The sequence below is a fragment of the Curtobacterium sp. MCLR17_007 genome (genome assembly GCF_003234655.2).
GTDB lineage: Bacteria > Actinomycetota > Actinomycetes > Actinomycetales > Microbacteriaceae > Curtobacterium.
The window spans coordinates 2130968-2157249 of the sequence record NZ_CP126271.1 but is presented as its reverse complement, the minus strand read 5'-3'; the positions used below and the strand labels follow the sequence as shown (position 1 = coordinate 2157249).

22 protein-coding genes are annotated in these 26282 nt (G+C 70.5%); 21 read left to right on the top strand and 1 reads right to left on the bottom strand.

Annotated elements, in window-relative coordinates; all coding sequences use genetic code 11:
• The first annotated feature begins 7 nt into the window (after positions 1–7).
• Positions 8–898, top strand: a complete 891-nt coding sequence (prmC, locus tag DEJ13_RS10275; RefSeq protein ID WP_502868732.1) for a peptide chain release factor N(5)-glutamine methyltransferase — start codon at positions 8–10, stop codon at positions 896–898.
• On the opposite strand, the gene DEJ13_RS10270 is transcribed toward prmC, so the two are convergent.
• A complete protein-coding gene (locus DEJ13_RS10270; protein WP_258374122.1) occupies positions 895–1557 on the bottom strand; it encodes an HAD family hydrolase in 663 nt (220 codons plus the stop codon). The two genes, prmC and DEJ13_RS10270, sit on opposite strands and share 4 nt — an antisense overlap.
• 38 nt (positions 1558–1595) lie before the next feature.
• Here DEJ13_RS10270 and DEJ13_RS10265 point away from each other — a divergent pair, with 38 nt between their 5' ends.
• From DEJ13_RS10265 to DEJ13_RS10170, 20 genes are all read left to right on the top strand, one after another.
• Entirely contained in the window at positions 1596–2270 is a 675-nt protein-coding gene (locus DEJ13_RS10265; RefSeq protein WP_111107213.1) for an L-threonylcarbamoyladenylate synthase, read from the top strand.
• Positions 2267–3535, top strand: coding sequence for an MraY family glycosyltransferase (locus tag DEJ13_RS10260; protein WP_056124068.1), 1269 nt, complete (start codon positions 2267–2269; stop codon positions 3533–3535). Before DEJ13_RS10265 ends, DEJ13_RS10260 begins: the two co-directional genes overlap by 4 nt.
• Positions 3532–4029, top strand: coding sequence for a Cg1360 family ATP-synthase-associated protein (locus tag DEJ13_RS10255; RefSeq protein WP_056124071.1), 498 nt, complete (start codon positions 3532–3534; stop codon positions 4027–4029). Before DEJ13_RS10260 ends, DEJ13_RS10255 begins: the two co-directional genes overlap by 4 nt.
• A gap of 104 nt (positions 4030–4133) precedes the next feature.
• A complete protein-coding gene (gene atpB, locus DEJ13_RS10250) occupies positions 4134–4994 on the top strand; it encodes a F0F1 ATP synthase subunit A (protein ID WP_235515522.1) in 861 nt (286 codons plus the stop codon).
• A 61-nt stretch (positions 4995–5055) separates the two neighbouring features.
• A complete protein-coding gene (gene atpE, locus DEJ13_RS10245; RefSeq protein ID WP_027465781.1) occupies positions 5056–5292 on the top strand; it encodes an ATP synthase F0 subunit C in 237 nt (78 codons plus the stop codon).
• Positions 5293–5301: 9 nt separating this feature from the next.
• On the top strand, positions 5302–5883 hold the full coding sequence (locus DEJ13_RS10240; RefSeq protein WP_056124073.1) for a F0F1 ATP synthase subunit B: 582 nt from the start codon (positions 5302–5304) through the stop codon (positions 5881–5883).
• 2 nt (positions 5884–5885) lie between these two features.
• Positions 5886–6680, top strand: a complete 795-nt coding sequence (locus DEJ13_RS10235; protein WP_056124074.1) for a F0F1 ATP synthase subunit delta — start codon at positions 5886–5888, stop codon at positions 6678–6680.
• Between the two features lie 106 nt (positions 6681–6786).
• Positions 6787–8415 (top strand): F0F1 ATP synthase subunit alpha, encoded by a 1629-nt coding sequence (gene atpA, locus DEJ13_RS10230; protein ID WP_056124078.1) that lies wholly within the window; start codon positions 6787–6789, stop codon positions 8413–8415.
• On the top strand, positions 8416–9318 hold the full coding sequence (locus tag DEJ13_RS10225) for a F0F1 ATP synthase subunit gamma (RefSeq protein ID WP_056124082.1): 903 nt from the start codon (positions 8416–8418) through the stop codon (positions 9316–9318). It begins immediately after the preceding gene.
• 47 nt (positions 9319–9365) lie between these two features.
• Positions 9366–10820 carry a F0F1 ATP synthase subunit beta gene (gene atpD, locus DEJ13_RS10220; protein WP_111107214.1) on the top strand — a complete coding sequence of 485 codons (1455 nt, stop codon included), beginning with the start codon at positions 9366–9368 and terminating at the stop codon, positions 10818–10820.
• A gap of 1 nt (position 10821) precedes the next feature.
• A complete protein-coding gene (locus DEJ13_RS10215) occupies positions 10822–11085 on the top strand; it encodes a F0F1 ATP synthase subunit epsilon (RefSeq protein ID WP_056124084.1) in 264 nt (87 codons plus the stop codon).
• The gene (locus DEJ13_RS10210) at positions 11082–11852 is read left to right on the top strand and encodes a YaaA family protein (protein ID WP_349815053.1); all 771 of its coding nucleotides are present in this window, start codon (positions 11082–11084) and stop codon (positions 11850–11852) included. Before DEJ13_RS10215 ends, DEJ13_RS10210 begins: the two co-directional genes overlap by 4 nt.
• Before the next feature lie 92 nt (positions 11853–11944).
• A complete protein-coding gene (locus DEJ13_RS10205; protein ID WP_111107216.1) occupies positions 11945–12499 on the top strand; it encodes a hypothetical protein in 555 nt (184 codons plus the stop codon).
• A gap of 55 nt (positions 12500–12554) precedes the next feature.
• Positions 12555–13163 (top strand): FHA domain-containing protein, encoded by a 609-nt coding sequence (locus tag DEJ13_RS10200; RefSeq protein ID WP_111107217.1) that lies wholly within the window; start codon positions 12555–12557, stop codon positions 13161–13163.
• A gap of 38 nt (positions 13164–13201) precedes the next feature.
• Positions 13202–14023, top strand: a complete 822-nt coding sequence (locus tag DEJ13_RS10195; RefSeq protein WP_056124095.1) for a PP2C family protein-serine/threonine phosphatase — start codon at positions 13202–13204, stop codon at positions 14021–14023.
• A 131-nt stretch (positions 14024–14154) separates the two neighbouring features.
• Positions 14155–15567, top strand: a complete 1413-nt coding sequence (locus DEJ13_RS10190) for a serine/threonine-protein kinase (protein WP_111107218.1) — start codon at positions 14155–14157, stop codon at positions 15565–15567.
• Complete coding sequence (locus DEJ13_RS10185; protein ID WP_111107219.1) at positions 15564–21365, top strand: Ig-like domain-containing protein; 5802 nt, start codon at positions 15564–15566, stop codon at positions 21363–21365. Before DEJ13_RS10190 ends, DEJ13_RS10185 begins: the two co-directional genes overlap by 4 nt.
• Positions 21366–21387: 22 nt before the next feature.
• A complete protein-coding gene (locus DEJ13_RS10180) occupies positions 21388–22359 on the top strand; it encodes an AAA family ATPase (RefSeq protein ID WP_056124103.1) in 972 nt (323 codons plus the stop codon).
• Complete coding sequence (locus tag DEJ13_RS10175) at positions 22356–23768, top strand: DUF58 domain-containing protein (RefSeq protein WP_111107220.1); 1413 nt, start codon at positions 22356–22358, stop codon at positions 23766–23768. Before DEJ13_RS10180 ends, DEJ13_RS10175 begins: the two co-directional genes overlap by 4 nt.
• Positions 23765–26269, top strand: coding sequence for a transglutaminase TgpA family protein (locus DEJ13_RS10170; RefSeq protein WP_111107221.1), 2505 nt, complete (start codon positions 23765–23767; stop codon positions 26267–26269). The genes DEJ13_RS10175 and DEJ13_RS10170 overlap by 4 nt, the downstream gene beginning before the upstream one ends.
• Positions 26270–26282 lie beyond the last annotated feature (13 nt).

Sequence of the window (26282 nt, the reverse complement as noted above, 5' to 3'; positions counted from 1 at the left end):
GGCCCGGATCACCTCCGACAGCCGACCCACGTCGACCGGACCCACGTTCGCGGCAGATCGCCTCCTCGACGAGGCGACCGCTGCGCTCGTGGGGAACGGCGTCCCGACGCCGCGTGTGGACGCCGAGCTGCTGCTCGCGTGGGCGACCGACACCTCGCGCGGCGCCGTGCAGGCCCGTGCGATGATCGGCGGCGCGATCGCGGGGGAGCACGTCGAGCGGTTCCGCCAGGCCGTCGCCCGCCGTGCCACCCGCGAGCCGCTGCAGCACATCACCGGCGAGGCCCACTTCCGTGCGCTGACGCTCGCGGTCGGACCCGGGGTGTTCGTCCCACGCCCCGAGACCGAGTCCGTCGTGCAGTTCGGCATCGACGCGCTGCGGGCAACGGCGGTGCCGGAGCCGATCGCCGTCGACCTGGGTTCCGGCAGCGGTGCGATCGCGATCGCGATGGACACCGAGGTGCCGAACGCACTCGTGTACGCGGTCGAACGATCCGCCGACGCGCTGCCCTGGACCCGGCGCAACGTCGCCACGTACGGCGGGACGGTGCGCCTGGTCGAGGGCGACCTGGCCGACGCGTTCCCGGAGCTCGACGGCTCCGTGTCCGTCGTGGTGTCGAACCCGCCCTACGTGCCGGACGACGCGGTCCCGATCGACCCCGAGGTGCGTGACCACGACCCGGCGCTCGCGCTGTACGGGGGAGTGGACGGCCTCGACGCGGTCCGGGCCCTCACCGAGACGGCCTGGCGGCTGCTCGTGCCCGGCGGACTGCTCGTCGTCGAGCACGCCGAACCGCAGGGCGCAGCCGTGCGGCAGGTCCTGGCGCGCCGGGGGTTCCGGTCCCCGGAGACGCACGTCGACCTGACGGGTCGCGACCGCACGACCACCGCCACGCGCTAGGCGGAGGTGAGCCGAGCCTCCAGGGTGTCGTGCCGGTCGGCCACGAACGCGCGGACGGCGTCCCGCAGGTCCGTGTCGTGCTCGACCAGCACGGCGTGGATGCCGACGCTGCGCGCCCCCGCGACGTTCTCGGGCATGTCGTCGGCGAAGAAGGTGTCCTCGGGGGCGGCGCCGTGGTGGGCGAGGGCCCGCTCGAACACCTCGGGTTCGGGCTTGCGCGCGCCGAAGTTGCTGGTGGTGTCGAGGTGCTCGCCGAACAGCGGCGGCAGCGACGGCGCCCACGTGTGGATCCAGCGGCCGGCGAGCGGGCCGTTGTTCGTGAGCAGGGCGACACGCCCGTGCTCGGCGGCGATCCGGACGGCCTCGATGCGTTCCGGCAGCTCGGTCATGGCCGCGCCACGGACACGCGCCCAGTCGGACTCGGGGACGGAGCAGCCCATCGCCCGCTCGAAGGCCGCCAGGTAGGTGTCGGCGTCGGGGAACCCGCCGGCCTCGGCGCGCTGCTCGTTGCCGGACAGCCACCAGCGTCGGCGGAGCTCGCCGAGGTCGTGCCCGGTGAGCTCGGTGAGGCCCGCCATGCGGGTCTCCCAGTCGTACCGGACGAGGACGTCGTCCATGTCGAAGAGGAACAGGAGTCGGGGCGCAGGCGTCGAGTTCACGATGTCCACCATTGTGTCGCACTATCATCGTGCGAGTCATGGCATCCCGATACGACTGCAACGACCCCGACGGGCTCCTGACCGGGATGCGGCTCGCACGAGCAGCACTCGGACGGGGCGAGCTCGTCGTCGTCCCCACCGACACCGTCTACGGTCTGGCGGCCGACGCCTTCAACGCGCCCGCTGTCCAGCGGCTGCTCGACGCCAAGGGCCGCACGCGGCAGTCGCCGCCGCCCGTGCTGATCCCCGGGCCGCCGACGCTCGACGCCCTGGCGAGCGAGGTGCCCCAGCAGGTGCGCGAGCTGGTCGCGGAGTTCTGGCCCGGCGGCCTGACCGTGATCCTGCACGCCCAGCCCTCCCTCGACTGGGACCTGGGGGAGACCCGGGGGACCGTCGCGCTCCGCATGCCCGACTCCCGTATCGCCCTCGAGCTGCTGCGCGAGGTGGGGCCGCTCGCGGTCTCGTCGGCCAACAGCACGGGGGACCCGGCCGCGATGGACGTCGATTCGGCGGAGTCGATGCTCGGCGAGAGCGTCGCGGTGTACCTCGACGGCGGCACGCTCGACGTCCATGACGGTGTCGCTGCCTCGACGGGCTCGACGATCGTCGACGCGACCGGGCTGTCGACGGGTGACGGCCTGCGGATCGTCCGGCACGGGGTGATCCCGGACTCCGAGATCGAACGGGTCGTGGGGGCCGACCTCGTCACGTGAAGTACTACCTGCTCGCGGGGGCCATCTCCGCAGTCGTGAGCTTCCTGGTCAGCTGGGTGCTCTGGAAGGCGGGCGTCAAGTACCGGTGGTACCCGCAGGTCCGCGAGCGTGACGTCCACCGCACGCCGGTCCCGCGCCTGGGCGGCATCGCGATGTTCCTCGGCGTGGTCGTCTCGTTGCTCTGCGCCTGGTTCGTGTTCCCGCACATCCAGGGGATCGACTTCTTCCGGCTCGTGTTCGCCGAGCCACAGCGCGTGCTCGCCGTGTTGGCGGGCGCGACCATCATCGTGGTCCTGGGCGTCGCCGACGACATCTGGGACCTCGACTGGATGACCAAGCTCGCCGGGCAGATCATCGCCGCCGGGATCCTGGCGTGGCAGGGCGTCGCGATCGTCTCGCTGCCGATCGGCAACACGCTCGGCGTGGGCTCGTCCTACATGAGCCTGATCTTCACCGTGCTGGCCGTGGTGCTCGTCATGAACGCGGTGAACTTCATCGACGGACTCGACGGACTCGTGGCCGGGGTCGCGATCATCGCCGGCGGGGTGTTCTTCCTCTACACGTTCTTCATCAACCGCGTGGTCGTGCAGACCGAGTTCTTCTTCAACCTGCCGTCGCTGCTGACCGCGGTGCTGGTCGGTGCGTGCTGCGGCTTCCTCGTCCTCAACTGGCACCCGGCGAAGCTCTTCATGGGCGATGCCGGCGCGCTGCTCGTCGGGTTCCTGATGGCCACGAGCGCCGTGTCCATCACGGGCAACATCGACCCCGCGGCGGTCCGCACCCGGACCGACCTGCTGCCGGCGTTCATCCCGATCCTGCTGCCCTTCGCGATCCTGATCGTGCCCATGCTCGACTTCGGGCTGGCCGTGTTCCGCCGGCTCAGCGCGGGCAAGTCGCCGTTCTCGGCGGACCGCAAGCACCTGCACCACCGCTTGCTCGACATGGGGCACTCGCACTTCCACGCGGTGCTGATCTTCTACGCGTGGACCGCCACGGTCGCCGTCGGGTGTCTGCTCTTCCTGTTCGTGAACTGGTGGTGGGTCGTGGCGTTCGTCGCGGTCGGCTTCACCATCTGCGCGATCGCCACCTTCGCCCCGCTCGGGCGGAAGCGCACCGAGATCGCGGCGCAGACCGCCGCGCGGGCGGGTGGTCGTGTGGACGCCAGTCTCGATCCGCTCGACCGCGCCGCAGCCGGGCGCGACCGTCCCGTCACGGGCGGGCCCCGTTCGGGTCCGACCCGTCCCACCACTGGAGAACCCTCGTGACCACCCCGAACGGCCTCGACCACGTCCGTCCGATCTTCCGACGGATCCTGGTGCAGGGCGCCCTCCTGGCGCTCGCGCTGGCGGTGGTCGGCGGTGTCGTCGGCTTCCTCGTCGCCGGGACGCCGGGGCTGGCCGGGGGACTGATCGGCGCCGTGATGAGCGTGGTGTTCTGCGGTCTGACCGCGGTGAGCGTGCTGCTGGCGATCCGGTTCTCCGGCGGGCAGATGATCTCCGGCGCGTTCTTCGGGACGATCATGGGGATGTTCCTGGTCAAGTTCGTGCTCTTCATCGTGGTGCTCGTGCTGCTCAAGGACCGCGACTGGGTGGACACGCCGGTCCTGGCGATCGCGATCATCGTCGGTGTGATCGGGTCGCTCGTGATCGACGTCACCGTGATCGCCAAGGGCCGGGTGCCGATCGACGTGCCGCTGCCCGGGTCGGGGTCGTCGGCCCTCGACTCCTCGGATCCTGGGAAGGGCGACCCGCGCCCCTGAGAGCCCGAGAAGGCTCTCTCACCTGATAGGGTTTGTTGCGTCCGCGTCCGGAGCCTCGCTCGGAGCGGACAGCCTCCACACAGTCCACCATCGCGTGCCATGACGTGCGCGCGCCGACACAGGAGACAGCGCTGCTATCCCACGCTCTTCCCCTGTCCCTCACCGCTGCGGCCAACACCGTTGCGGCGGGGAGCAGTAAGGCCGCCGAGTTCCATGGCCCGTCGATCAACGAGTTCTTCCCGGAGGCGATCTTCTTCGCCGGGACGCCGTTCGAGATCGATCGTGTCGTCATCATCCGCTTCATCGCGGTCGCAGTGCTGCTCGTCTTCGCGTTCGTGGGGACTCGCGCACTGAAGTTGGTCCCGAACCGGGGTCAGGCGTTCATCGAGTACGGCTTCGACGTCGTGCGCCGGAACACCTTCGACAACCTCGGCGAGAAGGACGGCAAGCGCTTCCTGCCGCTCCTCGCGACGATCTTCTTCGGCGTGCTGTTCATGAACCTGACGGGACTGATCCCGTTCATGAACCTCGCCGGCACCAGCCGCATCGCGATGCCGATGATCCTGGCCATCGTCGCCTACGTCGCCTTCATCTACGCGGGGCTGCGCAAGCACCCGGGCACGTTCCTCCGGAACTCGCTCTTCCCGCCCGGGGTGCCGTGGTACCTCTACATCATCGTGACGCCGATCGAGCTCGTGTCGACCTTCGTGCTCCGACCGATCACGCTGACGTTGCGACTCCTGATGAACATGGTCGTCGGGCACCTGCTGCTCGTCCTGTTCTTCTCGGCCACGCAGTTCTTCTTCTTCGACGCCTCGCTCGGCTTCAAGGCGTTCGGTGTCGGCACCATCGCGTTCGGCATCGCGTTCAGCTTCTTCGAGATCCTCGTCGCGCTGCTGCAGGCCTACGTCTTCATGCTCCTCACCGCCGTCTACATCCAGCTGGCGCTGGCCGACGAGCACTGATTCCTCACTGACCCCCTACGGGACCGGCATCCGCCGGACCCGCACCTCGAAAGGAAAACACGTGGACGCAACGACCGTTCTCGCGGAGATCAACGGCAACATCGCGACGGTTGGCTACGGCCTCGCTGCGATCGGCCCGGCCATCGGCGTCGGCATCGTCGTCGGCAAGACGATCGAGTCCGTCGCTCGCCAGCCCGAGCTCCAGGGCCGCCTGACGACCCTCATGTACATCGGTATCGCCTTCACCGAGGCCCTGGCCTTCATCGGTATCGCGACGTACTTCATCTTCACCAACTAAGGTTCCTCGATGCAGCACGCACTCATCATCGCGGCGGAGGAGAACATCAATCCGCTGATCCCCCCGGTGTACGACATCGTGTGGTCCGCGGTGGCCTTCGTCATCATCTTCGTGGTGTTCTGGCGTGTCGTCACGCCGCGCATCACCAAGATGCTCGATGAGCGCACCGAGGCCATCGAGGGCGGCATCAAGAAGGCCGAAGCCGCTCAGGAGCAGGCCGCGGCCGCGCTCGACGAGTACAACAAGCAGCTCGCCGACGCCCGTGCCGAAGCCTCGCGGATCCGCGAGCAGGCCCGTGCCGACGCGACCGCCATCGGCAACGAGGTGCGCGAGCAGGCTTCGGCCGACGCAGCGCGCATCACGAGCAACGCCCAGGCGCAGATCGAGGCAGAGCGCCAGAGCGCGCTCCAGTCGCTCCGCACCGAGGTCGGCTCGCTCGCACTCGACCTGGCGTCGGGTGTCATCGGTGAGTCCCTCAAGGACGACGCCAAGGCCACCGCGGTCGTCGACCGCTTCCTCGCCGACCTCGAGTCGTCGAAGAACGCCGACGTGTCCGAGGTCCAGGCGTCGCAGGCCGAGACGGAGCGCTGAGCATGCGGAGCGCCACCCGTTCAGCACTGACCTCCACGCAGGCGGTGCTCGCCGACCTCGGCAGCAGCGCCGACCTGGAGAGCGGTGCTGAGATCCTCGCCGCAGGGCGAGTGGTCGCCGGTGCGCCGCAGCTCCTGACGCTGCTGGCCGACCCGACCGCCGACGTCGTCGGCAAGAAGTCGGTCGTCGACCGGGTCTTCGCCGGACAGTCCGACGCCACGCGCGCCGTGCTGACCGCGGTGGCCGGCTCGCGCTGGTCGTCCCAACAGGACCTGCTCGCCGGCATCGAGGACGCGGGCATCCGCGCCGTCGCCGCGACTGCGGGGACGGGCAGCTCGATCGAGGCGGAGCTCTTCGCCTTCGAGACGGCCGTCCGTTCCGACGCCGGCCTCGAGCTGGCGCTGGGGACCAAGCTCGGTAGCCCGGAACAGAAGAGCGCGCTCGTCGAGCGCCTCATCGGCAGCAAGTCGTCGCCGCAGACCGTGACGATCCTGTCGGCACTGGTCCAGCAGCCGCGAGGTCGACGGATCGGCGAGCTCGTCCGCGACGCCTCGCGCATCGTGGCCGACCAGGCAGCGAAGGTGGTGGCCACGGTGATCACCGCCGTGCCGCTGTCCGACAGCCAGGCCGCCCGCGTCGCCCGCGGTCTCTCGGAGCGCTACGGCAAGGACATCATCGTCAACCACGTCGTCGACCCCGCGGTCGTCGGCGGGGTCCGGGTGCAGGTCGGCGGCGACGTCATCGACGGCACCGTGTCCACGCGCCTCGCCGACCTCCGGCTCCAGCTCGCCGGCTGAGCGTACGGTCGAACCAGACACCCAAGTCCACAACGGGAACTGTCCCCACCGGGCAGCATCACCCTCTCGGAGCCGTAGCGCCCCGGAAACCAACAAGGAAAATCCCATGGCAGACATCACCATCAGCCCCGATGAGATCCGTGATGCCCTGAAGGACTTCGTCTCGAACTACGAGCCGACGAAGGCCTCCACGGCCGAGATCGGGCACGTCACCGACGCCGGTGACGGCATCGCCCACGTCGAAGGCCTCCCCGGCGTCATGGCCAACGAGCTCATCCGCTTCGCGGACGGCACGCTCGGCCTCGCGCAGAACCTCGACGAGGACTCGATCGGCGCCATCGTGCTCGGCGAGTTCTCGGGCGTCGAAGAGGGCCAGGAAGTCACCCGCACCGGCGAGGTCCTCTCGGCCCCCGTCGGCGATGCCTTCCTCGGCCGTGTCGTCGACCCGCTCGGCGCCCCGATCGACGGGCTCGGCGAGATCGCAGCCGAGGGACGTCGTGCCCTCGAGCTCCAGGCCCCCGGCGTCATGTCCCGCAAGTCGGTGCACGAGCCGCTGCAGACCGGCATCAAGGCGATCGACGCGATGATCCCCGTCGGCCGGGGTCAGCGTCAGCTGATCATCGGCGACCGCCAGACCGGCAAGACGGCGATCGCTATCGACACGATCATCAACCAGAAGGCCAACTGGGAGTCGGGCGACGAGGACAAGCAGGTCCGCTGCATCTACGTCGCCATCGGTCAGAAGGGCTCCACGATCGCCTCCGTCAAGGGCGCGCTCGAGGACGCCGGTGCGATGGAGTACACGACCATCGTCGCCGCTCCTGCCTCCGACCCGGCCGGCTTCAAGTACCTCGCCCCGTACACCGGCTCGGCCATCGGCCAGCACTGGATGTACCAGGGCAAGCACGTCCTGATCATCTTCGACGACCTGTCGAAGCAGGCCGAGGCCTACCGTGCCGTGTCGCTCCTCCTGCGTCGTCCGCCGGGGCGCGAGGCCTACCCGGGCGACGTCTTCTACCTGCACTCCCGTCTGCTGGAGCGTTGCGCGAAGCTGTCCGACGAGCTCGGCGCCGGATCGATGACGGGTCTGCCCATCATCGAGACCAAGGCGAACGACGTCTCGGCGTACATCCCGACCAACGTCATCTCGATCACCGACGGCCAGATCTTCCTGCAGTCGGACCTCTTCAACGCGAACCAGCGTCCGGCCGTCGACGTGGGCATCTCGGTGTCCCGCGTCGGTGGTGACGCCCAGGTCAAGTCGATCAAGAAGGTCTCCGGCACGCTCAAGCTCGAGCTGGCGCAGTACCGCTCGCTCGAGGCGTTCGCGATGTTCGCGTCGGACCTCGACCAGGCCTCGCGTCGTCAGCTCGACCGCGGTGCCCGTCTGACCGAGCTGCTCAAGCAGCCGCAGTACTCGCCGTACCCCGTCGAAGAGCAGGTCGTCTCCATCTGGGCCGGCACGAACGGCAAGCTCGACACGGTTCCCGTCCCCGACGTGCTCCGGTTCGAGTCCGAGCTGCTTGACCACCTGCGTCGCAACTCCGACGTGCTCACGACCCTGCGCGAGACCAACCAGCTCAGCGACGACACCGTCGCCGAGATGGGGCGCCAGATCGACGAGTTCACGAAGAGCTTCCAGACCAGCGACGGCAAGACCCTCGGGTCCGAGCAGGTCCAGGCGGCTGACGCCGAGGACGTCGACCAGGAGCAGATCGTCAAGGGTCGTCGCTAGATGGCAGCCCAGGTCCGGGTCTACCGCCAGCGCATCAAGTCCGCGAAGACCACGAAGAAGGTCACGCGCGCCATGGAGTTGATCTCGGCGTCGCGGATCCAGAAGGCCCAGGCCCGCATGGCCGCCTCGGGACCGTACTCGCGTGCGGTGACCCGGGCCGTTTCGGCCGTGGCGACGTTCTCGAACGTCGACCACGTCTTGACGACCGAACCCGAGACGTCGACCCGTGCAGCCGTGGTGCTCTTCACCTCGGACCGCGGCCTGAACGGCGCGTTCAGCACGAACGTCCTCAAGCAGACCGAGGAGCTCGCCTCCCTGCTCCGCAGCGAGGGCAAGGACGTCGTCTACTACCTGGTCGGGCGCAAGTCCGTCGGGTACTTCGCGTTCCGTGAGCGTCCGTCCGAGCAGCAGTGGGTCGGCAACACCGACCAGCCGGAGTTCTCGACGGCCAAGGAGATCGGCGACGCCGTCGTGGCGAAGTTCCTCCAGGACACGGCCGAGGGTGGCGTGGACGAGATCCACATCGTCTTCAACCGGTTCCTCAGCCTGGCGACGCAGGAGCCGCAGGTCGTGCGTCTGCTGCCCCTCGAGGTCGTCGACGGCGTGGACGAGCCCACGAACGACGAGCCGCTGCCACTCTACGAGTTCGAGCCGGACGCCGACGCGGTGCTCGACTCGCTGCTCCCGGTCTACATCGAGAGCCGCATCTTCAACGCCATGCTGCAGTCGGCTGCCTCCGAGCACGCCGCCCGCCAGAAGGCCATGAAGGCGGCCAGTGACAACGCGGACTCGCTGATCCGTGACTTCACCCGACTCGCCAACAACGCGCGTCAGGCCGAGATCACGCAGCAGATCTCCGAGATCGTCGGCGGCGCCGACGCGCTCTCGTCGAAGAAGAAGTAGTCCGCGTCGCTCGCGGACAGCAACCCACCCTCAGGAAGGCACCAGCCATGACCGACACCGCAACCACCGCGGTCGAGACGTCGTCGGCGCCCGGTGTCGGCCGGATCGCCCGTGTCACGGGCCCCGTCGTCGACATCGAGTTCCCGCACGACGCAATCCCGGAGATGTACAACCTCCTGTTCACGACCATCACCATCGGTGAGTCGTCGCAGGAGATCGGCCTCGAGGTCGCCCAGCACCTCGGCGACGACCTGGTCCGTGCCATCTCGCTGAAGCCCACCGACGGTCTCGTCCGCGGTCAGGAAGTCCGCGACTCGGGCGCCCCGATCTCGGTCCCCGTCGGTGACGTCACCAAGGGCAAGGTCTTCGACGTGCTGGGCAACGTGCTCAACACCGACGAGAAGCTCGAGATCACCGAGCGCTGGCCGATCCACCGCAAGGCCCCGGCCTTCGACCAGCTCGAGTCCAAGACCTCGATGTTCGAGACGGGCATCAAGTCGATCGACCTCCTGACCCCCTACGTGCAGGGCGGCAAGATCGGTCTGTTCGGTGGTGCGGGCGTCGGCAAGACCGTCCTCATCCAGGAGATGATCCAGCGCGTCGCGCAGGACCACGGCGGTGTCTCGGTGTTCGCCGGTGTCGGTGAGCGCACGCGTGAGGGCAACGACCTCATCGGTGAGATGGAAGAGGCGGGGGTCTTCGACAAGACCGCCCTCGTGTTCGGCCAGATGGACGAGCCGCCGGGGACGCGCCTCCGTGTCGCCCTGTCGGCGCTGACGATGGCGGAGTACTTCCGCGACGTCCAGAAGCAGGACGTGCTCCTCTTCATCGACAACATCTTCCGCTTCACGCAGGCCGGCTCCGAGGTCTCCACGCTGCTCGGTCGCATGCCGTCCGCGGTGGGCTACCAGCCGAACCTCGCCGACGAGATGGGTGTGCTCCAGGAGCGCATCACCTCGACGCGTGGTCACTCGATCACGTCGCTGCAGGCGATCTACGTGCCGGCCGACGACTACACCGACCCGGCGCCGGCGACCACGTTCGCGCACCTCGACGCGACGACCGAGCTCTCGCGTGAGATCGCGTCGCAGGGTCTGTACCCAGCCATCGACCCGCTGACCTCGACGTCGCGGATCATGGACCCCCGCTACCTGGGTGCCGACCACTACGAGACGGCCACGCGCGTCAAGCAGATCCTCCAGAAGAACAAGGAACTGCAGGAGATCATCGCCATCCTCGGTGTCGACGAGCTCTCCGAAGAGGACAAGATCACGGTGGAGCGCGCGCGTCGCATCCAGCAGTTCCTCTCGCAGAACACGTACATGGCGAAGAAGTTCACGGGCGTCGAGGGCTCCACGGTGCCGCTCAAGGACACCATCGAGTCCTTCCGCGCCATCGCCGACGGCGAGTTCGACCACGTCGCGACGCAGGCGTTCTTCAACGTCGGTGGCATCAACGACGTGGAAGAGAAGTGGTCGCAGATCCAGAAGGAGAACCGCTGACATGGCGGGTCTCACCGTGAGTGTCGTCTCGGCGGACCGCGAGGTCTGGACGGGCGACACCACCATGGTCGTCGCACGCACGACGGAGGGCCAGATCGGCATCCTCGCGGGACACGAGCCGATGCTCGCGATCCTCGCGCAGGGCCAGGTCCGCATCACGCGGGCCGATGGCTCCACCGTCGCGGTCGACGCGGAGGACGGCTTCCTCTCCGTCGAGCACGACACGGTCACGATCGTGGCGCGGCAGGCCGCGCTGGCGTCCTGACCGGACTGACCGTCCTCCTCCCGCCGTCCGAGACGAAGCGGGAGGGCGGGGACATCGGCACCACCCTCGACCTGGGAGTGCTCTCGTTCCCGGAACTGTCCGACGAGCGGGCCGCGGTGATCACCGCGGCCCGCTCCGTCAGTTCCGAGGAGTCCACCGCACGGACGGCGTTGAAGCTCGGCCCGAAGTCGATCGCGGAACGCCACCGCAACCTGTCGCTGGACACTGCACCGACCCTGCCCGCGATCGAGCGGTACACCGGGGTGCTCTACGACCCGCTCGAGGCGGCCACGGCCTCGGTGGCGTCCCGTGCGTGGTGGGCGCGGCACGTCGTGGTGCAGTCCGCCATGTTCGGACCGCTCGGTGGGGGCGACCCGATCCCGGCCTACCGCCTGTCCCACGACTCGCGCCTGGGGTCGCTGCGGCTCGCGTCGCACTGGCCGGCCCCGGCTGCTCGGGCGTTGTCGTCGCGTTCGGACGGCCTCGTCCTCGACCTCAGGTCCGAGGGGTACCGCGCGCTCGGTCCGCTCGACGGGGCCGTGCCCCTCCGGGTGGTCAGCGACGACGGCAGCGGTCGACGCAAGGCGCTGAACCACTGGAACAAGACGGCGAAGGGACGGCTCGTCGCCCTGTTGGCGCGCACCGGCGCCGAAGTCAGCGGGATGGATGACCTGCTGGCATGGGCGGCCGCGAACGGCGTGGTCATCGACCGCGTCGACGGTGCATGGGAGCTCGTCGCCGAGAGCCTCGCGCCGGCGACGGCCTGACCGAGTCCTGCACAGCGGGCCCGGAGCGTCCGGTCGTCCACAGGTCACGCTGCGCGCCGTCCTGGAGGCCCGGTTCGCGTTTCGATTGCCCCATGAACCCAGACGCAGTCCGATCAGCCTCCGACCAGTACGTCCGTCACCCGCGGGAGATCGCCGCTGCGATCACCCTCCCGGCGGCGTGCGCCGCCCTCGTCGCGCCGGGTCCGGCGGCGGTGACGACCGCGACCGCAGCCGCGATCACGACCGCCTGCGGTGCCCTCGCCACCCGCATGGCGCTCGTCCGTGAGCTCGCTGACCCCGCGGTGCCTGTCGCCCGCGCGGTGCGACCGTACGACCCGTTCCACGACGACACCCCGACGGCTCTCCACGGCGTGGGGCCAACCCCGGACCTCGTCCGGGTCCGCACCGCCGGGGACCGCTGCGTCGCCGTCTGGCAGGCATGGAAGCGCCAAGGGTCTCCTCGCGACGAACGCATCGGGGTCGCCGGCGCGCTCGCACTGGCGGCGTGGTGCGCGTGGGCGACCGGCTCCACCGCTCGCGCCGAGGTCCGCGCTCGCTACGCGCTGGAGACGGACCCGCGTGACCCGCTCGCCGGCCTCGTGCTCCGTTCCGTGCTCGCCGGCGCCGCCCCGGCGTGGCGGGGGTGACGCGCGGTGCACGGCATCGTCTACGCTCGTCGGGACATCGGGGAAGGGGCACGGCGTGCACGACGACGACACCGAGGACACCGTCATCCGGCCCCGGTCGCTCCCGCCGCATGCCCGTGGGCTGTCGGACCCGTTCGGCGACACCGTCATCCGACGTGCTGCGACGTCCGAGCCGCAGCCCTCGTCGGGGCCGTCCGGCGAACCGGACGCGTCGCCGGTCCTCCCCGCGGTCCCGTCCCGCGGCGGATCGACGCAGGTCCGCGACCGGGTGCCGTCGATCCGGGTGGGGGAGCGACGTCTCCGCCTGGACCGCCCCGTCGTGATCGGCCGTCGGCCGGCGCTCCCACGCATCGTCAGCGGACCGGAGCCCGTCCTCGTGACGGTCCCCTCGCCGCTCGGTCAGGTCTCCTCGTCGCACCTGCAGGTCCACGCCGAGGGCGACGTCGCCGTGGTCCAGGACCTCCGCTCGACCAACGGCACGGTGGTCAGACCCGCGGGTGCCCCGCCGTACCGGATGCCAGCAGGTGCGTCGATCGTCGCGCTGACGGGTACGGTAGTCGAGATCGGGGACGGCATCGCCATCGAGATCCTCTCGCCACACCTCCGAGCGACACCGTCTGCGGACGGCTTCCCACCGACCCTCGCATCCCCCCGACGCAGTTGACCGGCACGCCCCGAACCCCCAGAGAGCGATCCTGACACGTGACCGAACTCGGCCGAGCCGCCGCCGCACACGCCATCGACGTCCCCGGAGCAGGCGGTGCCATGCTCACGCTGTCGTGGGGTGCCGCGACCGACATCGGCCGCCGTCGGGACCACAACGAGGACAGCTACATCGTCGAGGCGCCGTTCTTCGTCGTCGCGGACGGCATGGGCGGCCACCTCGCCGGCGACCGCGCCAGTGACGCGGTCGTCCGTCGGCTCGGAGACGCGGTCGACGGTCCCTTCGGGTCGCGCCAGTCCATCCAGCACGCGCTCCTGTTGGCGACGGCGGACATCGAGCGCGCAGCCGGTGGCAACGCGATCGGCGCGGGCACGACCGTCACGGGGCTGGCCCTGGTGGCGACCGAGGGGCAGCCTGCCGCGCTCGTGTTCAACGTGGGGGACTCCCGCACCTACCGCATCGAGAACGGCGCCCTCCGCCGGATCACCGTCGACCACTCGGTCGTCCAGGAGATGGTCGACGCCGGTGTCCTGCGTGCCGAGGACGCCGAGGCGCACCCTGACAGCAACGTGATCACCCGGGCCGTGGGCTTCGGCGAGCCGCCGGAGCCCGATTGGTGGACCCTGCCGCTCCGCACCGGCGACCGCTACATCATCTGCTCGGACGGGCTCACCAAGGAGATCGGTGACGCCGGGATCAGCCGGATCGCCGCCAAGGTCACCGATCCGCAGGAACTCGCCGAACGCCTCGTCGGCGACGCACTCGTCGCGGGTGGCCGCGACAACGTCACCGTGGTCGTCCTGCAGGTCGAGGGTGCACCCGACGACACCGACCTCGAGGACACGCTTCCTCGACACTGACCAGGGCCCCCGAACTGGGGGACCGCGGGGGCGTTGCCTGCGTGTGCGCACGGAGTCGCGCCGAGTGCGGCTCCGTAGACTGGGATGCCGCGACGAACGACTGGCCATGCCGGCCGGGGAGGAAGGGCACCATGGCGCGACGCCTGCCGTCCACGCCTCCGGTCATCGCCGGCTTCAGCCCCGTCCACGTGCTCGGTTCCGGTGGCTTCGCCGACGTCTTCCTCTACGAACAGGACATGCCGCGGCGTCAGGTCGCGGTGAAGGTCCTGCTCGACGAGGTCGTCGACGACCGCGTGCGGCAGATGTTCCAGGCCGAGGCGAACCTGATGGCACGGCTCAGCACGCATCCGTCGATCCTCACGGTGTTCCAGGCCAGCGTCGCGTCGGACGGCCGACCGTACCTGGTCATGGAGCTCTGCTCGTCCTCCCTCAGCGAGCGGTACCGTCGTGCGCCCGTGCCCGTGTCCGAGGTGCTGTCGATCGGCATCCGCATCGGGTCGGCGCTCGAGACGGCGCACCGCGAGGGTGTGCTGCACCGGGACGTCAAGCCCTCGAACATCCTGCTCACGGCGTACGGCAACCCGGTGTTGTCCGACTTCGGCATCGCGGCCACCATCGGCGGCGCGGACCCCGACGAGCCCATCGGCATGTCGATCCCGTGGTCGGCGCCCGAGGTCCTGATCGACGAGTCCCGCGGTTCGGTCCAGTCCGAGGTGTACTCGCTCGCGGCCACCGTCTTCTCGCTCGTCGCCGGCCGCAGTCCCTTCGAGGTGCCCGGCGGCAAGAACGGCGCATCCGACCTGATGGGCCGGATCGACCGGGGTGGCGTGAAGCCCACCGGACGGACCGACGTCCCGCCGTCGCTGGAGCGGCTGCTCGCGACGGCGATGTCGCGCCGCGTCCAGCAGCGACCCGCCACGGTGATGGAACTGGTGCGCGGGTTCCAGCAGGTGCAGGCCGAGCTCGGCCTGCCGCAGACACCGGCCGACGTCGCGGTCGAGGCCTGGGCCGTCGCGATGCCCTCGCCCGACGGCGACCGCACGATGGTGCGCGACCTGCAGCCACCGTCGCGGGTCGGACGTCGGCGCCGCGCACGGCGTCCCGTCCAGGGCGGGGTCGCGGCCACGGGGTCCCGCAGCGTCGGCACCGTGCACCGGACCGGCTCGATGACACAGAACCGGCGCCGCTCCCGACGCACCGTCGTGTGGGTGTCCAGCGTCGCGGCCGTCGTGGTGGCCGCCCTCGCGGTGACGACGGTCCTCGCGGTGTCCCGGTCGGGCACCGGCGCGATCCCGACGGTCTCCGACGTGCGTGCGTCCTCGTCGACCGGGTCGATCACCTTCCGCTGGTCCGACCCCGGGCTCGAGTCGGGCGACACGTACGTCATCTCGTCGAACGGCGCTTCCAGTCAGCAGTCGGGCACGACCTTCGTCGTGTCCGGAGCCGCCGGCGACGAGGAGTGCATCTCCGTCGCCGTCAACCGTGACGGCAAGACCGGGGCCGCGAGTGCACAGCGCTGCGCGACCATCGGGAGCGGCTCGTGATCAGGCGGCTGATCGCGCGGCACCGGTCCGCCGCCGTGACGGTCGGGGCGTCGGTGGTCGTCGCGGCCCTGGTCGCGGGCGCCGCCGTGGTGTCGAGCGGTTACCACACCCAGCGCATCGACCTCGGCGACGGGACCGTCTGGGTGCCCTCGGCGCAGTACGGAGCCGTGGGACGCGTGAACACCCAGGTCCTGCAGCTCAACACCGCGGTCGAGGCATCGACGGACTCCCTCTCGGTGCTCCAGCGCGGCTCGGTGGTCTACAGCGTCGACGAGACCAAGGGCACCGTCGCCAAGGTCGACGTGGCAGACGCGACCGTGGGTGACGCCGTCACCCTGCCGTCCGGGTCCCCGCAGGTCTTCCTCGCCGGCAGCACCGCGGTCATCGGCAACCAGGACACCGGCGAGCTCTGGTCGACGCCGGCCAACCGCCTGGACGAGTTCGACGCGTCGACCAAGGCCGACCTGACCCTCGGCGCCGACGCCGTGTTCGACGCCTCGGACGACCACGTCGCCGTCTACTCGCCCCGCACGGGCACGGCGTCCCTGGTCCAGCTCGGGACGACGCTGTCGGTCGCGCAGAAGTGGTCGGTGCGCATGGACCGGACCGACGACTTCCAGGTGGCGAGTGTCGGGACCCACGTGGCAGTCCTCGACCGAACCAACGGCAGGCTCTCGATCGACGGCAGCACCGTCGACCTCGGGGACCGCGTGGGGGCGTCGCCGGCACTCCAGCGCTCCGCTGCCACCGGCGACGCGGTGGTCGTCGCGGGCGCGGCCGGAACCGTGCGCGTGACCCCCTCGGGGTCGGTGACCTCGACCGCGCTGGCCGTGTCCGGTCGCGCCGCTCGGCCGTACGTCACCGGGTCCTGCACCTACGCCGCGTGGAGCGGCGGACAGGCCGTCGACACGTGTGACGGCCGTGCCGTGCAGCAGCTCGACCGTGTGCCGGGGGACGCTGCGCTGGCCATCGTGCACAACGGGGACACGGTCGTCGCGAACGACCCCGCCACGGGCCGGTCGTGGGCGATCGCCCGCAGCGGCCAGCTCATCGACAACTGGTCCGACCTGGTCAAGCGGGACGACGACCAGCAGCAGGAACAGGTGTCCGACGACGACCCGCAGGTCGAGAAGGACCAGAAGCCGCCGGTGGCGGTCGACGACGACCTGGGCGCGCGTCCCGGACGCACCACGAGCCTCCCGGTCCTGCTCAACGACTACGACCCCAACGGTGACCCGATCGTCATCACCGAGGTCGGTGACGTGGACAGCGCCGACGGCTCGGTCGCGATCGTCGATGACGGCCAGCGACTGCAGATCAGCCTCGCCGAGGGTGCCAGCGGCACCGTCGAGTTCCCGTACACGATCACCGACGGCAACGGCGGCTCCGCCAGCGCGACCGTCCGCGTGTCGGTGCGTCCCGCGTCGCAGAACGACGCACCGCGGCAGGTCCGGGACACCAGCGCCGACGTGGTGCGCAACGGGCACGTCTCCAGCAACGTCCTCGGCGACTGGGTCGACCCGGACGGCGATCCGGTCTATCTGGAGTCCGCCTCGGCCTCGGACGGCGACCAGGTCTCCACGACGCCCGACGGACTGCTCGACTTCCGGAACACCAGCGGTCGCACCGGCGACCGCAGCGTGCAGATCGTCGTCAGCGACGGCCGCGCGGACGGTCGTGGCTCGGTGACCGTGCACGTCGCCGCGCAGGGGAGCGTCCCGCTGCGGGCGGACGCCTTCCCGGTGCAGGGCTACGCCGGCAGGACCTTCTCGGTCGACCCCCTCGAGCACGTCCGGGGCGGGAACGGCACGGTCACGCTGACCAGTGTCTCCTCGGCCACCGGCGTGACGATCACGCCGAGCTACGACGCGGGCACGTTCCGCGTCGACAGCTCCGCCCTGGGGGACCACCAGGTCGAGTACACCGTGACGGACGGCACCAAGACGGCCAGCGGTGTCGTGCGCATCACGGTCCTGCGCCCGCCCGACGCCTCGACGGCTCCGATCACCACCCCGAAGACCGTGTTCGTCACGACGCTGTCGACGAAGGACACCGACGTCACCGCGACGGACATCGACCCGGCCGGCGGTGTGCTGCTCGTGACCGCGCTCGGCGGACCCGACCGTGGCTCCGGGGTGCAGGCGAGCATCCTCGACCAGCACACCGTGCGCACCACGCTGACCGCGCCGCTCGACGGCCCCGTGACGTTCAGCTACACCGAGACGAACGGGCTCGCGTCCTCGACGGGGACCATCACCGTCGTCGAGATCCCGAAGCCCGACCGGATCCAGCCGCCGGTCGCACAGCCGGACTCCGCCACGGTCCGTGTCGGTGACGTGGCCGACATCGACGTGCTCGCGAACGACACGCAGCCCGAGGGCGAACCGCTCACGCTCGAGCCGGACCTGGTGCAGAACGTGCCGGGCGACGGCGGCCTGCTCTTCGTCTCCGGTGACCACCTGCGCTACCTCGCCCCGAAGACGCCGGGCAACTACACCGCCGTCTACCGGGTCGCCGGCCCTGACGGGCAGTCCGCCGACGCTGCCGTGTCGATCTCCGTCCGGGAGGCCGACAGCGCCACGAACAACCCGCCGGTGCCGCAGACCGTGACCGCCCGTGTCGTCGCCGGCCAGGCCGTGCGCATCTCGGTGCCGCTCAACGGGATCGACCCCGACGGTGACTCGGTGCAGCTCGTCGGTGTCGCGTCGAACCCCGACAAGGGCTCGGTGAGCGACGTCGGGTCGTCCTCGCTCACCTACGACGCCGGTGACTACTCCGCCGGCACCGACGAGTTCACCTACACGGTCGTCGACGCCCTCGGCGCCCGGGCCACCGGCACGATCCGGATCGGGATCGCGCCGCGCGCAGAACAGGCGTCGAACCCGATCGCCGAGGCCGACCACGTCACCATCCGCCCGGGTGGGTCCGTCACGGTGCGGGTCCTGCAGAACGACTCCGATCCCGAGGGCGGGCAGCTCACCGTCTCCAAGGCCGAGCCCACGGCGCAGGACGTCAGGGCGAAGGTGCTCCGCGGGCAGCAGATCCGTGTGACGCCGCCGAAGGACGCGACCAGCGGCGACTTCGCGGTGCTGTACACGGCGTCGAACGAGAACGGTGGGGCGAGCACGGCGTTCCTCACGGTGACGGTCGACAAGGACGCCCGACCGCTCCGACCCGAGGTGGACGACACCACCCTCGACCTGCAGGACATCCTGCACCGACAGACCGTCACGGTCGACGTGTTGCGGAACGTCTTCTTCGCCGAGGGGGCGACGTCCCAGCTGCGCGTCGGAGTGGTCGACGGCTACGGCGACGACGCCCGCGTCACCACCGACGGTCGGGTCGTCGTGACGCTGACGGACCAGTCGCAGGTGATCCCGTTCTCGGTCGCACGCCAGGACCACCCGGACATCGTGTCCTACGGCTTCATCCACGTCCCCGGTTTCGACGACGCCCTCCCGCAGGTCAACCGTTCCGCCGGTGCCATCACCGTCACGAGCGAGGCCACCGTCCGGATCCCGCTGTCGAAGTACGTGGTCACCGCCAACGGCCGGACCGCCGAGGTCACGGACGCCGGTTCCGTCAAGGCCACGCACGCCAACGGCGACGACCTGACCGCCGACCGGTCCACGCTCCAGTTCACCTCCGCGAAGCTCTACTACGGCAACGCCTCGATCTCGTTCGAGGTGACGGACGGCTCCGACGCCAACGGTGGCAAGGGCCGTGTCGCGACGCTCGTCCTGCCGATCAAGGTGGAGCCACGGTCGAACCAGCCCCCGGCCTTCACCGGATCGTCGATCGAGATGCAGCCGGGTGACTCCCGCACGATCGACCTGGCCCGGTTGACGGACTACCCCTACCCCAAGGACCTGCCGGAGCTCACGTACTCCGTCGTCAGCCAGCCGGCCTCGGGGACCACCGCGACGATCTCCGGGCAGCGCCTGACGATCTCGGTCGCCGACACCGCGCAGAAGAACACCACCGCGACGATCGGCATCGGTGTGGCGGACGCCACGAACGCCGGCCGCTCGGGTCTCGTGTCGGTCGGCATCGTCGCCTCGAACCGCCCACTCGTCCAACCGGGGGCCGACAGCGCGGTCGCGCAGCGCGGGCAGTCGACGACGATCGACGTGCTCGCCAACGACCAGCCGACGAACCCGTTCCCGAACGAACGACTGCGGGTCGTCAACATCCGCGGGCTGGCCGGCGGGCTGCCCTCGGGAGTCACCATCACCCCGAGCGCAGACCGGTCACGGCTGCAGGTGTCGGTGTCCGACTCGGCCAAGCCCGTCAACACCAACCTGCAGTACCAGATCGCCGACGCGACGAACGACCCGGACCGGTACGTCTGGGGCGACGTGACGATCTCGGTGCAGGACGTGCCGGACGCCCCCGGCGCACCGACCCGCACGGGCTCGTACGACGGCGGCCAGGTCACGCTGTCGTGGTCCTCGCCGCAGGCCAACAACTCGGCGATCACCGGGTACCGCGTCACCGGGACCAACGGCATCGCGAAGGACTGCGGACTGGCGACGGTCTGCACCCTGACGGGCCTCGACCCGAAGGCGACGTACCGCTTCACCGTCGTGGCCGTGAACGCGATCGGGCAGTCCGCCGCCTCGCAGCAGTCCGCCGCGATGAGCGCCGACTACGTGCCAGCACCCCCGAAGGGCATCACGGTCGCAGCCGACAGGTCCACGCCGAACCAGCTCGACGTCTCGTGGAACCCGGTCGCCACGCCGAACAACGGCACCGCGGTGTCGAACTACGTCGTCAGCATCGAGGGACCGGGGCTGTCGACCACGCGGAACACCGGCACGGCGACGGACGCGACGTTCCAGGGCGCCCAGAGCGCTGCGCAGTACACCGTGACCGTCTCCGCGCGGAACAGTGCGGATCGGGACAACACCGTGGTGCAGTGGAACTCGGCCCAGGGGAGCGGGACGGCCGTCGGGTCGCCTGCGAAGCCAGCGCTGTCGGCAACGGGCAACCCGCAGGCAGGGCAGACGGCCGTGAGCTTGACCGCTTCGGAGTCCGACTGGGCGGGCGGCGGTACCTCGATGCGCATCGTCAAGTACCGTTCCGACGCCGCAATCCCGACGGGATGCTCGACCTCGGGTTCGGAATACGTGTGGAACGCGACCACGGCGACGGACCAGATCTCGAGTCAGTACCGATACGTGGCACTCGCGGACAACGGCCTGTTCTGCTCTGCCTCCGATGTCGCAAACGTGCAGGGATACCAGACGCCCGATGCGCCGAAAGGCACCGTGTCGGTACCGACGGATGGTCTGCCCAAACAGGACTACGGCATCGCCCTCACTGCCTCGGGCCGCGGCGACTACCTGTACTACTCGGTCAACGGAGGGCCCAGGGTCCTCTTCGACGGGTCCGCCGACCTCGGGGCTGGTGCCGGATTCGGCGTCCCGACGAACGTCGTGCTCACGACCTGTGCGACTGCGGACGACTACTGCGCCTCGACGACGCTCTCCGGAGCAACGGCGTTCACCACGCGAGCGTCGATCGCCGGTGCTGTCGAGGGCCAGAGGCCGGTGATCAACCCTCCGAACAACGGCAACCCAGCGTTCGCCCCCAGCGACTACGGCATCGTCTACTGCTCACCCGGGCTCCTCGGCGTCATCAGCTGCACGGATCAGAAACCGGACAACGGCGGAGCGTACGGCACGTCGGATCCCGTGCCAGTCGGAGCGGTGGAGATCCGCGTGAGCGCTACCGTCGACGGACACACTGACCCCGGGTACGCCAGCCACGACGTCACGTCGGCCGACGGCAACTAACCGAACGAGGAGAACTCCCCGCATGAGCATGTCCCCCGAGCAGGCCACCTGGTTCGCCGACGTCGCCGGCCGCATCGTGACCAACGTCGAGCAGGTGCTCCTCGGGAAGACGTTCGTCATCCGGCTCGCGGTGACGGCGATGCTCAGCGAGGGGCACCTGCTCCTCGAGGACGTCCCCGGCACCGGCAAGACGAGCATGGCGCGGGCGCTCGCACAGAGCGTGCAGGGCTCGACGAACCGCATCCAGTTCACACCGGACCTGCTCCCCGGCGACATCACCGGCATCAGCGTCTACGACCAGCGCAACCAGGAGTTCGAGTTCCACCGGGGCCCCGTCTTCGCGAACATCGTGCTCGCCGACGAGATCAACCGCGCCAGCCCGAAGACCCAGTCCGCCCTGCTCGAGGCGATGGAGGAATCCGCGATCACCGTCGACGGGATCACCCACCGCCTGGCCGCGCCGTTCATGGTCATCGCCACGCAGAACCCCATCGAGCAGGCGGGGACCTACCGACTCCCCGAGGCCCAGCTCGACCGCTTCCTGATGAAGGCGTCGATCGGGTACCCGGACCACGCGGCGACTGTGAAGATCCTCGAGACCTCGTCCGCACCGTCGTCGTCGGTCCCGCTCGCGAGCGTCGTTCCCGCCGCCACCATCACCGAGATGGCGGCCCTGGCCCGTACCGTGCACGTCGACGCCACGATCGCGGACTACGTGGCACGGCTGGTCGATGCGACCCGCGCGGCGAGCGAGGTCCGCCTCGGTGTCAGTGTGCGTGGCGCGATGGGCCTGATGCGGGCAAGCCGGGTCTTCGCCGCGCTGAGCGGACGGCACTACGTCACGCCCGACGACGTCAAGGCCCTCGCCGAACCGGTCCTGGCGCACCGCATGGTGCTCGACGCTGAAGCGGAGTTCGACGGCGTCAGCACCTCGAGCGTCGTCTCCCAGCTCCTGGTCGAGACCCCGCCGCCCGCGGACCGGGTCACGTCGTGACCGACCGGCGGCCGGTCTCCACGCGCTCGCGTCGTCCCTCCTCGACGCGGTCGCGTCGAGCGGGCACGGCCCACGAGCGCACGAGCACGGTCGCCGGTCTCACGAACGTCCGGACGCGGATCGTCGGCGACCGGGACGGCGTCGCGGCCGACGCCGTCGTCGGTGTCGTGCGCCTGTGGCGGACTGTCTGGAGGACCGCATCACGTGCCCGAGACGAGGTCTCGTCCGTGGTCACCGGCCTGGGCTGGACCGTCGCGGCCCTGACGGTCGTCGCGCTGGTCGTCGGGTACCGCTTCGGCCTGCGCGAGGTCGTGGTCGTGGGCTTCGCCGGGGTGCTCCTCGTCGTCGTCGCCGCCGTCGCGCTCATCGGGCACTCCCGCCTGGTCATCCGGATGAGCCCGCCCGCCAAGCGCGTCGCGGTGGGGGACGAGGCCGGTGTCACCGTGACCGCCGAGAACCCCACACGGCTGCCGTCGGTCCCCGTCACAGTCGAGGTCCCGGTCGGCGCCGGTCTCGTGGACGTCGCCGTGCCGACGATCGCACCGCGGGGCACCTTCGAACGCGCCGTCCCGGTCCCGACCTCCCGGCGCGGTGTCCTCGACGTCGGACCGGTCACGGGTGTGCGAGCCGACCCGGTGGGGCTGGTCCGCCGCGAACTCGTGTGGACCGCTCGCGAACAGGTGATCGTGCACCCCAGGACGGTCGCCATCCCGTCGACGAGCACCGGTCTCGTCCGCGACCTCGAGGGTCAGGCCACCACGGACCTGTCACCAGCCGACATCTCGTTCCACGCCATCCGCGAGTACATGCCGGGCGACGATCCCCGCACCGTCCACTGGAAGTCGACGGCGAAGACCGGTGCGCTGATGGTGCGTCAGTTCGAGGACACTCGGCGCTCGCACCTCGTGGTCGCGCTCGGGGTGGCCCGGTCGGAGTTCGCCGACGACGACGAGTTCGAGCTCGCGGTCAGTGCGGCCGCGTCGCTCGGCAGCCGGGCGATCCGGGACGGACGCGAGGTCACGGTCGTCGTCTCCGAGCGCACGCCCGAGTTCGCCAAGCGCGCCGTCTACGCCGTCCACCGCCTGCCGACGGTCACGCCGACGCGGCTGCTGGACGAGTTCGCGTCCGTCGCCATGGCTGACGCGTGCCTGCCCGTCGCCGAGGTCGCGCGCATCGTGGGCAACGACACCGCCGGCATCTCCGTGGCCTTCCTCGTCGTCGGGTCGACGGTCGGGCTGCCCGCGCTCCGTCTGGCGGCGACCCGCTTCCCGATCGGTGTCGAGGTCGTCGCCGTCATCTGCGAAGCGGAGTCCGTCCCGCGCTTCGTCCGCGTCCCCGGCCTGACGGTCATGACCATCGGCTACCTCGACGACCTCCGTCTTGCACTGCACCGATCGGCAGCCGCATGAGCGCCCCGCCGCTCGCACCGGCGCGCCCACGGCGCGACACCCGTCGGCAGGCCCGTCGCGACGCCCGACGGGTGTCCCCGACCCGGCTGACTGCCGGAACCCTGGTCGTCTGGCTCCTGCTCGCGCTCGCGAGCGTCGCATGGTGGCCGGTCTACCGTGACCAGGGGATGGTCGTCGCAGCGCTGACGGCCGTGTTCGCGGGCACCGTGATCGCCCTGCTCGGCGCGGTGTTCCGACTGCCCACTGCGGCCGTCGCCGTCGCGACCATCGCCGCCTTCGTCGTGACGGGCGTCCCGGCCGCAGTGCCCGGTGGCGCGGCGGGGGTGCTGCCGACGGGGCAGGGGCTCCTCGACCTCTTCTCCGGGGTCGCACTCGGCTGGAAGCGGCTCGTGACCATCAGCCTGCCGGTCGGCACCTACGAGGCCCTGCTCGTGCCGTTCTTCGTGACGCTCCTCGTCGCCACCGTGACCGGCGTGAGCTGCGCGACCCGGGCCTCCCGTCCGGAGTTCGCGAGCATCCCGGCGCTGGTGCTCTTCGCAGCCGGCGTCGTGGTCGGACCGACGCGACTGGACACGTCCATCGCGGTCGGGGTCGCGTTGACCGGGGTCGCACTCGTCTGGGCACTGACCGTCCGGCACGCGCGTCGCGCGACCGCAGTGGCGCGCACCATCGGTGCACCCGTCGCGGTGCGTCGATCCGTGCTGCGGCCGGCACTCGTGGGCACCGGGACCATCGTTGCGGCCGCGGTCGTCGCGACCGGGCTGGGACTCGTCGCCCCGCCCACCGCCGCGAGGACGGTGGCCCGGACCGACGTCGTGAAGCCCTTCGACCCTCGAGACCAGGTGAGCCCGCTCAGCGGGTTCCGCGCGTACGAGGAGTCGACCGCGGCGGACACGACGCAGCTGCGCGTGACCGGTCTGCCGCGAAACGGGTTCGTCCGCATCGCGACGCTCGACACCTACGACGGCGTCACCTACCGGGTGGGCGGGTCCGACGGGGCGTCGCCGTCCGGCACCTTCGAGCGCGTGCCGACCACGGTGGAGGTCCGCGGTGTGCGAGGGAGCACGGTCGACGTCGGTGTGACCGTCGACGGGTACAGCGGCGTGTGGCTGCCGACGGTCGGTGACCTCGAACAGGTCGCGTTCCGTGGCCCCGATGCAGAACGGCACCGCAGCGCGTTCTTCTACAACGCCGCGACGCACACCGGAGCCGTCGTCGGCGGTGTGCGGGACGGCACCCGGTACGACCTGCGGGCCGTCGTCCCCGACCAGCCGACCGACGAGCAGATGGCGGCCGCCCGACCAGGCGACGCCGTCGTGCCGTCCGCCACGAACGTGCCCGACCCTGTCCGCGACACCGTCGACTCGACGGCAGCCGATGCGCAGACCGACGGGGCGGAACTCGTGGCCGTCATCCGGGCACTCAAGCGCAACGGGTACGTCAGCCACGGGGTCGGCGACGACCGGGTGAGCCGATCCGGACACGGTGCGGACCGGATCCAGGAGCTGTTGACCTCGCCGCTCATGGTGGGGGACCAGGAGCAGTACGCGGTCGCAGCGGCGCTGATGGCCGACGAGATCGGGTTCCCCGCGCGGGTCGTCATGGGGTTCACCGCCGGCGGTGACTCCGGCACGAGTCCGTCTGGTCAGGGAACCGGGGACGGCTCCGGCGGGTCGGGGACCACGACGTTCCGCGGCTCGGACGTCACGGCCCGCATCGAGGTCGACACGGCGCAGTGGGGCTGGGTCATGCTCGACCCGAACCCGGCCGTCCGTGAGATCCCCGACGAACAGCAGCAGACCCCGAAGCCGGTGACGCGACCCGAGACGGTCGTCCCGCCGCCGCCCGCCGAGCAGCAGGACCAGGACCAGCAGGCCCCGCCACAGAGCGACCGCGACACGCCCGACCAGCCGCCGCTCTGGCTGCAGGTCCTGCTCGCCGCACTGCCGTGGATCGTCGGGACCCTCGGGTTCGTGGCGCTCGTGCTCCTGCCGTTCGCCGTCGTCCTCGTGGTCAAGCGGGTCCGCCGTCGCCGCCGTCGACGTGCTGCCACCGCCCGCGGACGCATCATCGGCGCGTGGGACGAGTACCGCGACGCCCTGCTCGACCGGGGGCAGGAGATCCCTGCCGCGGCGACCCGGCGCGAGGTCGCGATCGCCGCCCCCGGTGACGCGGGCACGGGGCTCGCAGCGCTGGCCGACCGCGCCGTCTTCGGGCCGAGCAACGCGGACCAGCATGCCGCAGACCGGATGTGGGACGCGGTCGACTCCGCCATCGGACACCTGCGCTCCGGTCGCACGCGCCGCGAGCGTCTCCGGACGGCGGTCTCCACCCGGTCACTGCGCGCACGACGTCCTCAGGCAACGACCCCGGGGCCGGTCAGCAGCGGCGCCCGCCGCCCCGCCGGGGCCCCCGTCGGGCACGGAGCGGACGGTGACTACGATGTCGGGAGGCTCGCCGAGCGACGCAGCGGGCCGGACGAGGACAGAGGCAACCTGTGATCACATGCGAACA

Bases quoted from the DNA above. Each gene is read 5' to 3' on its own strand.
- DEJ13_RS10265 (WP_111107213.1), top strand. From the start codon at position 1,596: ATGGCATCCCGATACGACTGCAACGACCCCGACGGGCTCCTGACCGGG.
- DEJ13_RS10240 (WP_056124073.1), top strand. From the start codon at position 5,302: ATGCAGCACGCACTCATCATCGCGGCGGAGGAGAACATCAATCCGCTG.
- DEJ13_RS10235 (WP_056124074.1), top strand. From the start codon at position 5,886: ATGCGGAGCGCCACCCGTTCAGCACTGACCTCCACGCAGGCGGTGCTC.
- atpA (WP_056124078.1), top strand. From the start codon at position 6,787: ATGGCAGACATCACCATCAGCCCCGATGAGATCCGTGATGCCCTGAAG.
- DEJ13_RS10225 (WP_056124082.1), top strand. From the start codon at position 8,416: ATGGCAGCCCAGGTCCGGGTCTACCGCCAGCGCATCAAGTCCGCGAAG.
- atpD (WP_111107214.1), top strand. From the start codon at position 9,366: ATGACCGACACCGCAACCACCGCGGTCGAGACGTCGTCGGCGCCCGGT.
- DEJ13_RS10215 (WP_056124084.1), top strand. From the start codon at position 10,822: ATGGCGGGTCTCACCGTGAGTGTCGTCTCGGCGGACCGCGAGGTCTGG.
- DEJ13_RS10205 (WP_111107216.1), top strand. From the start codon at position 11,945: ATGAACCCAGACGCAGTCCGATCAGCCTCCGACCAGTACGTCCGTCAC.
- DEJ13_RS10190 (WP_111107218.1), top strand. From the start codon at position 14,155: ATGGCGCGACGCCTGCCGTCCACGCCTCCGGTCATCGCCGGCTTCAGC.
- DEJ13_RS10180 (WP_056124103.1), top strand. From the start codon at position 21,388: ATGAGCATGTCCCCCGAGCAGGCCACCTGGTTCGCCGACGTCGCCGGC.
- DEJ13_RS10170 (WP_111107221.1), top strand. From the start codon at position 23,765: ATGAGCGCCCCGCCGCTCGCACCGGCGCGCCCACGGCGCGACACCCGT.